The organism is Thermus arciformis (assembly GCF_900102145.1).
In the GTDB taxonomy this organism is placed as follows: domain Bacteria; phylum Deinococcota; class Deinococci; order Deinococcales; family Thermaceae; genus Thermus; species Thermus arciformis.
Genome location: NZ_FNBC01000008.1, coordinates 63,144 through 72,221, shown reverse-complemented (window position 1 = coordinate 72,221; position 9,078 = coordinate 63,144). Strand labels below are relative to the sequence as shown.

The following is a 9,078-nucleotide window of genomic DNA, read 5'->3' as shown; positions in this document are numbered from 1 at the left end:
CTCCAGGAGGGCCTCAAGGAGTTTGGGGTCCAGGTGCTTGAGGGCGTAGCGGGCCAGGGACTGGTGGGAAGGGAAAGGCCCTTCCATCAGGTCCTGGAGTGAGGCCTCCGTCTCGCGGTAGGTGAGGCGGAAGAAGGCGCGGAAGAGAAGGAGGGCCAGGTAAAGGGCGTGGCTGTAGCGCCAGGGGCGGCCCCGCTTGCCTTTGGGGGTGGGAGGGGCCACCTCCCGGGCCAGGCGCAGGCAGTGTTCCAGGACCTCCTTGGGGCTTGCCTCCCTGCGAAGGAAGCCTCGCTTGCCCATCAGGAGAGAGATATACACCCGTCCTCCTGACCTTTGCAAGGCAAGCCCAGGCGGGGGGCCGCCCCGTATACTGAGGCATGAGCCCAAGCCCAGGCCTCTGGCCGACGCTGGGCCGCCTTTACTGGCGTTTGGCCTGGGTCCCCGCGGTCTGGCTCCCCGTGGTCTTCCTGTACGGGGGCGCGGTGATGGTCTGGAGCACCCTCCTTTACTGGACTGCGCTCCCCTTGGCCTACGCCTGGGGTAAGCGCACGGGGCGGGAACGCTTGGCGGTGGCCCTGCACCTGGGCGTGGCGGTCTTCACCGCCCTCCTGAGCCTGGTGGCCCCGCCGGAGGCCGTGGTCCGCGGGCTTCCGGAAGGGGCCTGGCGCCTGGGGGTCATGGGCTTTTACACGGTGGGGGCCTATGCCTTGGCCGCCTTTGGGGGCTGGCCGGGGCTTTTCCTCGGCCTGGCCTACGTCCTCCTGGCCCCCTGGCCCCAGGCGGAGGTGCGCTTTGTCTTTGCGGGAGGCACCCTCTTGGCCAGCGTGGGGGGTCTTAGCGTGGGGATCTTGGTGGACCGCCTCGAGGCCTTGCAAAGGCTGGTGGAGGGCGAGGCCCTCACCGACCCCCTCACCCGCTTGGCCAACCGCCGCGCCCTGGAACGGGAGTTCCCCCGCTTCCAGGCCCTTGCGGCCCGGGAGGGGTTTTCCCTGCTCTCCCTCTGGGACCTGGACAACCTCAAGGAGATCAACGACCAAAAGGGGCATGCCGCAGGGGACGCCCACCTGGTGGCCTTTGCCCGGGCCCTGCGGGAGGAGGCCCGGCAGGGGGACGCCCTCTACCGCATCGGCGGGGATGAGTTCGTGGGCCTTCACCTGGGGCTAGGGGACGGGGGCTCCCTCGAGGCCCGGGTGCGGGCCCGCTTCCCGGGGGTGTCCGTGGGCTTTGCCCCCGTTCAGGGGCAGGACCTGGCCGAGGTCCTTCAGGCCGCGGACCAGGCCATGTACGGAAAGAAACGGGGTCGTGGGGGTTGAGCCTGGGAAAGGGAGGTGGTTTGTCCGTGGAGAAGGCCATTCAAGAGCTGGCCAGGCGGTTCGCCCGGGAGCGCATCCTCCCCGAGGCGGCCCGCCTGGACCGGGAGGGGCGCTTTCCCCAGGAGCTTTTTCAGGAAGCGGCCGTCCTGGGGTTTCCGGTCTTGGGGGTGCCGGAGGCCTTGGGGGGAGTGGGGCTTGGCCCCAAGGCCCTGGCCTTGGTGGCGGAGGAACTCGCCTACGCCTGCGCGGGGGTGGCCGCCGCCCTCCTCCTCAACAACCTGGTGGCCGACGCCTTGCTCCTCTCGGGAAGCCCCTACGCCCGCGCCTTCCTCCCCCGCCTCAAGGAGGAGGTGGCCTCCTACGCCCTCACCGAGCCCCATGCCGGCTCCGACGTGGCCGCCCTCCGCACCTGGGCGGAGAGGGTTCCGGGAGGGTTTCGCCTCCACGGGCGCAAGACCTGGATCAGCCACGCTCCCGAGGCCCGCTTTTTCGTGGTCTTCGCCAGGGTGGCCGAGGGACGGGAGGGCATCGCCGCCTTTTTGGTGGAGCGGGGGGAGGGGGTTTGGGTGGGCCCCCCCTTGCCCAAGCTGGGACAGAAGGCCTCTCCGGCGGCGGAGGTGGCCTTGGAGGGGGTCTTCGTGCCCGAGGAGGCCTTGATCGCCCGGGAGGGCTTTCTCCTGGCCATGCGGGTCTTTGACCGCTCCCGGCCCATGGTGGCGGCCATGGCCGTGGGGCTTTTGCGCCGGGCCTTGGACGAGGCCTTGGCGTACGCCCAGACCCGGGAGGCTTTTGGCAAGCCCCTTTGGGCCCACCAGGGGGTGGGGTTCAAGCTGGCGGAGCTGGCCATGGACCTCGAGGCCAGCCGCCTCCTCACCCACAAGGCCGCGGACCTGGCGGAAAGAGGGGAAGGGAGCGCCCTGGAGGCGGCCATGGCCAAGGCCTTCGCCGCCGACGCCTGCGTGCGGGGGGTTTCCGAGGCTCTGCAGGTTTTTGGGGGCAACGGCTACTCCGAGGAGTACCCCATGGCCAAGCTCTACCGGGACGCCAAGGTCCTGCAGATCTACGAGGGGACCTCGGAGATCCAGCGGGTGATCGTGCTCAGGGAGCTGATTCGGAGGGGAAGATGGGAGAGCCGGTGATCCTCGAGGCGGTGCGCACGCCCATCGGCAAGCGGAACGGGGCCCTGAGGGCCTACAGGCCCGATGCCCTCTACGCCAAGGTCCTGGACGCCCTCTTGGAGCGGACGGGCGTAGACCCGGGCCTCATCGGGGACGTGGTCACGGGGTGCGTGACCCAGGTGGGGGAGCAGGGGGCGAACGTGGGGCGGCTTGCGGTGCTCCTCTCCAGGCTTCCCCAGGAGGTGCCCGCGGTGAGCCTCAACCGCATGTGCGGCTCCAGCCAGCAGGCCGTCCACTTCGCCGCCCAGGCCATCGCCGCAGGGGATGTGGACTTCGCCATCGCCGGCGGGGTGGAGAGCATGACCCGGGTGCCCATGTTCTCGGACATCGGCGGGGGTTTCCACACCCTGAACCCCGAGCTTGGGAAGAGGTACGAGCTCGTCCACCAGGGGGAAAGCGCCGAGCGGATCGCCGAGCGCTACGGGTTTTGCCGCGAGGAGCTGGACGAGTGGGGCTACCTCTCCCACAAAAGGGCGGCCCGGGCCACGGAGGAGGGGCGGTTTTCTGCCCAGATCCTCCCCCTGGAGGGGCTGGACGCCGAGGGGAGGCCCTTCCTCCTCACCCGGGACGAGGGGGTCCGCCCCGATGTGGACTACGAGAAGATGCTCGCCCTGAAGCCCGTCTTCCGGGAAGGGGGGGTGGTGACCGCGGGGAACTCCAGCCAGATCTCCGACGGCGCCGCGGCCCTCCTCCTCGGGGACAGGGAAAAGGCCCTGGCCTTGGGCCTAAGGCCCAGGGCCCGCTTCCTCGCCCGGGTGGTGGTGGCGGGGGACCCTACCCTGCAGCTTCTGGAGGTCATCCCCGCCGCGAAAAAGGCCCTGGAGCGGGCGGGGCTTTCCTTGCGGGACGTGGACGTCATAGAGGTCAACGAGGCCTTCGCCAGCGTGGTCCTGGCCTTCCTGCGGGAGCTTGGGGCGGACCCCGAAAAGGTGAACCCCAACGGGGGGGCCATCGCCCACGGGCATCCCTTGGGGGCCACGGGGGCCGTGCTCATGACCAAGCTCCTCCATGAGCTTGAGCGCCGGGGGGGCGAGTTCGGCCTCCAGGTGATGTGCATCGGCCACGGCCAGGCCACGGCCACGGTGATCCAGAGGCTATAAGGAGGGAAGGATGGAGCGGAGCGCCTTGGTGACGGGTGGGGCCTCAGGGCTTGGGCGGGCCGCGGCCCTGGCCTTGAAGGCGAGGGGCTACCGGGTGGTGGTCCTGGACCTCAGGCGGGGGGAGGAGGACCTCCTTTACGTGGAAGGGGACGTGACCCGGGAGGAGGACGTGGCCCAGGCGGTGGCGAGGGCGCAAGAGGAGGCCCCCCTCTTCGCCGTGGTGAACGCCGCCGGAATCGGCCTCGCGGAGAAGATCCTGGGCAAAGAGGGCCCCCACGGCCTGGAAAGCTTCCGGAGGGTTCTTGAGGTGAACCTCCTCGGCACCTTCAACGTTTTGCGCCTCGCCGCCTGGGCCATGCGGGAAAACCCTCCCGACGCCGAGGGGCAGCGGGGGGTCATCGTGAACACGGCCAGCGTGGCCGCCTTTGAGGGGCAGATCGGCCAGGCGGCCTACGCGGCGAGCAAGGGGGGCGTGGTGGCCCTCACCCTTCCTGCGGCCCGGGAGCTCGCCGGGTGGGGGATCCGGGTGGTCACCCTCGCCCCGGGCCTCTTTGACACCCCCCTCCTCCAGGGGCTTCCGGAAAAGGCCAGGGCCTCCCTCGCCGCCCAGGTCCCCTTTCCCTCGAGGCTTGGCCGCCCCGAGGAGTACGCCGCCCTGGTCCTCCACGTCCTGGAAAACCCCATGCTGAACGGGGAGGTGATCCGGCTGGATGGCGCCCTCCGCATGGCCCCCCGGTAAGGTCTTGGACCTCACCCGGCTTTTGCCCGGGCCCTTGGCGGGGAAGCTCCTCTTGGAGATGGGCTTTCCCGTCCTCAAGGTGGAGCCCCCAGGGGGGGACCCCCTGAAGGCCCTCGCCCCCGAGGCCTACCGCTTCCTGAACGGGGGGAAGGAGGTCCTCGTCCTGGACCTGAAGGCGGAGGAGGGAAGGGCGCGGCTTCTGGGCCTGGTGGCGGAGGCGGCCATTCTCCTGGAGTCCAGCCGCCCGGGGGCGATGGAGAGGCTCGGCCTGGGGCCCGAAGCGCTTCTGGCCGAGAACCCCCGCCTGGTCTACGTCCGCCTCCGGGGCTACCGGGACGCTCCCGACCCCGGCCACGACCTCACCTACCTGGCCGAGGCGGGGCTTTTGGGCCGTTTCCCCTGGCGGGCCTTCCAGTTCGCCGACCTGGCGGGGGCCTACGCCCTGGCCCTCGCCGCCCTCAAGGGCCTCCTCCTGGGGGGCGGGTTCTACGAGGTGGCCCTCGCCGAGGCGGTGAAGTCCATCGCCTACCCGCCGATCCCCTTCCTGGACGGCTCGGTCCTCTGCTACGGGGTCTACCGGGCGAGGGAGGGGGAGGTGGCCTTCGCCGCCCTCGAGCCCCACCTCTGGGCCCGCTTCTGCCAGAAGGCGGGGCTTCCCAAGCTCCTGGAAGCCGCCTTCAGCCCCGCCTCCCCGGAAAACCCCCTCTACGGGGCCCTCTGCGCCTTCTTCGCCCAAAGGCCCGCCCGGGCCTGGGAGGCCTGGGCCAGGGAGGAGGGCCTCCCCCTCAGGGCCGTCCGCTAGCGGGCCGTCCAGCCCAGGTCTATGGGGAAGACGGCCCCGGTGATGGCGCTGGCCTTCTCCGAGGCCAGGAAGAGGGCGAGCTCGGCCACCTCCTCGGGCGCGATGAGGCGCTTGATGGCCGCCTGGGCCAGGAAGACCTTCTCCGCCACCTCCGCGGGGGGGATCCCCAGGGTCTTGGCCTGGTCCTGGATCTGGCCCTCCACCAGGGGGGTGCGGACGTAGGCGGGGGCGATGGCGTTCGCCGTGACGCCATAGGGCCCGGCCTCGAGGGCTACCGTCTTCGTGAGGCCGAGGAGGCCGTGCTTGGCCGAGATGTAGGCGCTCTTAAAGGGGCTTGCCACCAGGCCGTGGATGCTGGCGATGTTCAGGATCCGGCCCCAGCCCCTTCGCTTCATCCCGGGGAGGAGGGCTTGGGTGAGCTGGAAGGGGGCGGTGAGCATCACCTGGAGCATCCTTTGCCAGACCTCCAGGGGGAACTCCTCCACGGGGGCGATGTGCTGGAAGCCGGCGTTGTTCACCAGAATGTCCACGCCCATGGCCGCGGCCTCCTTGCCCAGGGCCTCCACCTCTTTGGGGTCGGCGAGGTCCGCCTGGAGGAAGACCCCACCGAGCTCCTCGGCGAGCCTCGAGGCGTCCCGCACGTCGTGGACCAGAACCCTCGCCCCCTCCCGGGCGAAGGCCCTGGCCATGGCCAGGCCGATGCCGCTTCCCGCGCCGGTGACGAGGACCGTCCTTCCCGAAAACGCTCCCATATGGGCCTCCTATAGGCTAAGGTACGCCTCCCGCACCCTCGGGTCTTGGGCCAGGGCTTGGGCGGGGCCCTCCAGGACCACGCGGCCGTGCTCCAGGACGTAGCCCCTTTCCGCCACCTCCAGGGAGAGGGCCACGTTCTGCTCCACGAGGAGCACCCCCACCCCCCCGCGGGCCACCTCCTTCAGCGCCAGGAGCACCTCCTCGGCGAGCCTTGGGGAGAGGCCCAAGGAGGGCTCGTCCACGAGGAGGATCCGGGGAAAGCCCATGAGGGCCCGGCCGATGGCGAGCATCTGCTGCTCCCCGCCGGAAAGCGTCCCCGCGAGCTGCCGCCTGCGCTCGGCGAGCCGGGGAAAGAGGGCGTAGACCCTCTCGTACCCCTCCTTCTCCCGCCCGGGGGCGAGGAAGGCCGCCCCGAGCCGGAGGTTTTCCTCCACGGTCATGAGGGGGAAAAGCTGCCTCCCCTCGGGGACGTGGCCGAGGCCCAGCCGGGCCCTCCTTGCCGGGGAAAGGCCCTTAAGGTCCTGCCCGTCCAGGAGGACACGGCCTTTCCAGGGGCGGAGGAGGCCGGAGAGGGCGCGGAGGAGGGTGGTCTTGCCCGCCCCGTTCGCCCCGAGGAGGGCCACGAGCTCCCCTGCCTCCACCCCCAGGTCCACGCCGAAGAGGACCTGGGCCTTGCCGTAGCCGGTTTCCAGGGCCTGGACCTCCAGCCTCATGCCCGCCTCCCCAGGTAGGCCTCCCGCACCCGCTCCTCCCGGGCCACCTCCTCGTAGGCGCCCTCGGCGATCTTCTCCCCGTGGTCCAGGACCACCACCCGGTCGGCCAGGGCCTTGACCACGGGCATCAGGTGCTCAATGAAGAGGATGGAGACCCCGCTATTCCGGATCCTCCGGATCATCTCCACCGCCTCCTGGGCCTCCTTGGGCCGAAGCCCCGCCATGACCTCGTCCAGGAGGAGGACCTTGGGCCGCGTGGCCAGGGCGCGGGCGAGCTCCAGACGCTTGTCCTCGAGGAGGGTGAGCTCCGAGGCCAAGGCCTCGGCCCTGGGGGCCAGCCCGGTGAGCTCCAGCACCCGGTCCACCCAGGCCTCGGCCTCCCGCTTGGAGGTCCTTGGCTTGCCGAAGAGGGCCCCCACCAGGAGGTTCTCCCGCACGGAGAGCTCGGGCAAGGGCTCCACGATCTGGAAGGCCCGGCCCAGCCTCCGGTGGGTGCGGGCCTCGGGGGGGAGGTGGGTGACGTCTTCCCCCAGGAGGAGGACCCTTCCGGCATCGGGGCGGAGGAGGCCCGAGATCACGTTGAGGAGGGTGCTCTTTCCCGCCCCGTTGGGGCCGATCACCGCGAGGATCTCCCCCTCCTCCAGGCCGAGGCTCACCCCTTTGAGGGCCTGGAGGCCCAGGAAGCGCTTGCTGACCCCTTGGACCTCGAGGACCCTAGCCACGGCGACCTCCCAGGAGGCCGAGGAGGCCCTTGGGCAGAAAGAGGATGGCGAGGACGAGGAGCGCCCCGTAGACCACCAAGTAGCCTTCCTGGATCCAAAGCCTCAGGGCCTGCTCCAGCCCCACCAGGACCACCCCGCCCAGGAGGGGCCCCAGGGTGGTGTAGAGGCCCCCGAAGATGGGGATCACCAGGGCCTCCACCGCCCGGGCCAGGCTGAAGGCCTCATAGGGGCTTAGGAAGAGGGCCTTCATGGCGTAGACCCCTCCGGAAAGCCCCGCCACCAGACTCCCCAGGAAGAGGGAGAGGAGCTTCACCCGCACCACCCTTACCCCCAGGACCCGGGCCACCGCCTCCGACTGCCGGCAGGCGGCCTGGGCCAGGCGGAAGGGGCTTTTCTCCGCCCAGAGGCTCAGGGCCACCGCCAAGGCGAGGACGGCGAAGGCCAGGTAGTAGCCCGCCAAGGGCAGGCCGCCCCCGAAGGGCGGGGGCACGGGGAGGCCGATGGGCCCGCCGGTGAAGGGAAGCTTCAGGGCCAGGGTGCGGAGCACCTCGCTGAAGGCCAGGCTGGCGATGGCGAAGTAGAGGCCGTGGAGCCTCAGGGTCACCGAGCCCAAAAGGAGAGCGCCGAGCCCGGCGAGGAGGGCGCCCAGGGCCAGGGCGGGGAGGGTGCCCACGTGGGGCAGGAGAAGGCCCGTGCCGTAGGCCCCGAGGCCGAAGAAGGCCCCGTGGGCCAGGGAGAGCTGGCCGGTCCTCGCCACCAGGTCCCAGGAGAGGGCTAAGGCGGTGAAGAGGAGGACGAAAAGCCCCACGTCCAGGAGGAAGGCCCGCCACACCCCGAGGGGAAGGAAGGGGAGGAGGGCGAAGAGGAGGAGGAAGGCGAAGACTCCCCTCATGCCCCCCTCCAGGCCCGGCCCACCAGGGCCAGGAAGAGCACCAGGAAGAAGACGGCCTCCACCAGCCCCCCGCCCCCGGGGACGTAGGTGCTCACCAGGGCCTCGGCCAGGGCCAGGACCAAAGCCGCCGGGAGCACCCCCTTCAGGTTCCCAAGCCCCGCCAGGGCCACGATGGCGAAGGACTTCAGGGTGAAGAGGAAGCCCACCGTGGGGCTGGCGTAGAGCATCACCGAGAGCATCACCCCCGCGACCCCGGCCAGGGCGGCCGAGAGGCCGAAGGTGAGGAGGTAGACCCCTTCGGCCTCAATGCCCAGAAGGCCTGAGGCGAGGCGGTTTTGGGCCACGGCCCGCATGGCAAGCCCCAGGGGCGCACGGGTGAGGAAGGCGTGGAGGGCGAGGAGGAGGGCCAAGGAGAGGAGGAAGGCCCCAAGGGGCACCGCCCCCAGGAAGAAGGGGCCCAGGGCGAGGGTGGCCGCCTGGTAGGGCGGGGCCACCACCCGGGTGTCCGCCCCGAAGAGGAGGAGGGCCAGGTTCTGCAGGAATACGGAGAGGCCGAAGGTGAGGAGCATCTGGTTGAGCTCCGGGGCCCTGAGCACCGGGCGGATCAGGCCGCGGTAGGTCAGCCCGCCCACCAGGAAGGCGGCCAAAAAGGCGAGGCCCAGGGAGAGGAGGGGGTCCACGCCGCAGAAGGCGAAGAGGAGGTAAGAGAGGTAGGCCCCGAGCATGAGGAATTCTCCGTGGGCGAAGTTGACGATGCCCACCACCCCCAGGGAGAGGGCGAGGCCCGTGGCCACCAGGGCGTAGACCCCGGCCATCAGCACGCCATTCAGGAAGGTTTGCAGGAGAAGCTCCATGGTCCTTTCCCT

The 9,078-nt window shown here is 70.5% G+C and carries 11 protein-coding genes; 5 read left to right on the top strand and 6 right to left on the bottom strand.

The annotated features are described in order from the left end of the window. Positions 1-318, bottom strand: a 318-nt coding sequence (locus BLP62_RS13500) for a transposase (RefSeq protein WP_244880375.1), incomplete at its 3' end; no start/stop codon positions are given. A gap of 59 nt (positions 319-377) precedes the next feature. On the opposite strand from BLP62_RS13500, the gene BLP62_RS04635 reads away from it, so the two are divergent. The 5 genes from BLP62_RS04635 to BLP62_RS04615 are packed head-to-tail and all read left to right on the top strand — an operon-like array spanning position 378 to position 5,132. Further along, entirely contained in the window at positions 378-1,313 is a 936-nt protein-coding gene (locus tag BLP62_RS04635) for a GGDEF domain-containing protein (protein ID WP_176758140.1), read from the top strand. Between the two features lie 38 nt (positions 1,314-1,351). Continuing rightward, positions 1,352-2,452 carry an acyl-CoA dehydrogenase family protein gene (locus BLP62_RS04630; protein ID WP_093006340.1) on the top strand — a complete coding sequence of 367 codons (1,101 nt, stop codon included), beginning with the start codon at positions 1,352-1,354 and terminating at the stop codon, positions 2,450-2,452. Further along, the gene (locus tag BLP62_RS04625) at positions 2,437-3,591 is read left to right on the top strand and encodes a thiolase family protein (RefSeq protein ID WP_093006323.1); all 1,155 of its coding nucleotides are present in this window, start codon (positions 2,437-2,439) and stop codon (positions 3,589-3,591) included. Before BLP62_RS04630 ends, BLP62_RS04625 begins: the two co-directional genes overlap by 16 nt. Before the next feature lie 10 nt (positions 3,592-3,601). Next, positions 3,602-4,330 carry a 3-hydroxyacyl-CoA dehydrogenase gene (locus BLP62_RS04620; protein ID WP_093006321.1) on the top strand — a complete coding sequence of 243 codons (729 nt, stop codon included), beginning with the start codon at positions 3,602-3,604 and terminating at the stop codon, positions 4,328-4,330. Continuing rightward, positions 4,302-5,132: a CoA transferase gene (locus BLP62_RS04615; protein WP_093006319.1), complete on the top strand. Its 831-nt coding sequence runs from the start codon at positions 4,302-4,304 to the stop codon at positions 5,130-5,132. The genes BLP62_RS04620 and BLP62_RS04615 overlap by 29 nt, the downstream gene beginning before the upstream one ends. On the opposite strand, the gene BLP62_RS04610 is transcribed toward BLP62_RS04615, so the two are convergent. The 5 genes from BLP62_RS04610 to BLP62_RS04590 are packed head-to-tail and all read right to left on the bottom strand — an operon-like array spanning position 5,129 to position 9,066. Next, positions 5,129-5,884, bottom strand: coding sequence for a 3-hydroxybutyrate dehydrogenase (locus BLP62_RS04610; protein ID WP_093006317.1), 756 nt, complete (start codon positions 5,882-5,884; stop codon positions 5,129-5,131). The two genes, BLP62_RS04615 and BLP62_RS04610, sit on opposite strands and share 4 nt — an antisense overlap. Before the next feature lie 9 nt (positions 5,885-5,893). Beyond that, positions 5,894-6,598 carry an ABC transporter ATP-binding protein gene (locus tag BLP62_RS04605; protein ID WP_093006315.1) on the bottom strand — a complete coding sequence of 235 codons (705 nt, stop codon included), beginning with the start codon at positions 6,596-6,598 and terminating at the stop codon, positions 5,894-5,896. After that, on the bottom strand, positions 6,595-7,320 hold the full coding sequence (locus BLP62_RS04600; RefSeq protein ID WP_093006313.1) for an ABC transporter ATP-binding protein: 726 nt from the start codon (positions 7,318-7,320) through the stop codon (positions 6,595-6,597). The genes BLP62_RS04605 and BLP62_RS04600 overlap by 4 nt, the downstream gene beginning before the upstream one ends. Beyond that, complete coding sequence (locus tag BLP62_RS04595) at positions 7,313-8,212, bottom strand: branched-chain amino acid ABC transporter permease (protein ID WP_093006311.1); 900 nt, start codon at positions 8,210-8,212, stop codon at positions 7,313-7,315. The genes BLP62_RS04600 and BLP62_RS04595 overlap by 8 nt, the downstream gene beginning before the upstream one ends. Beyond that, entirely contained in the window at positions 8,209-9,066 is an 858-nt protein-coding gene (locus BLP62_RS04590) for a branched-chain amino acid ABC transporter permease (protein WP_093006309.1), read from the bottom strand. Before BLP62_RS04590 ends, BLP62_RS04595 begins: the two co-directional genes overlap by 4 nt. Positions 9,067-9,078: the final 12 nt, after the last annotated feature.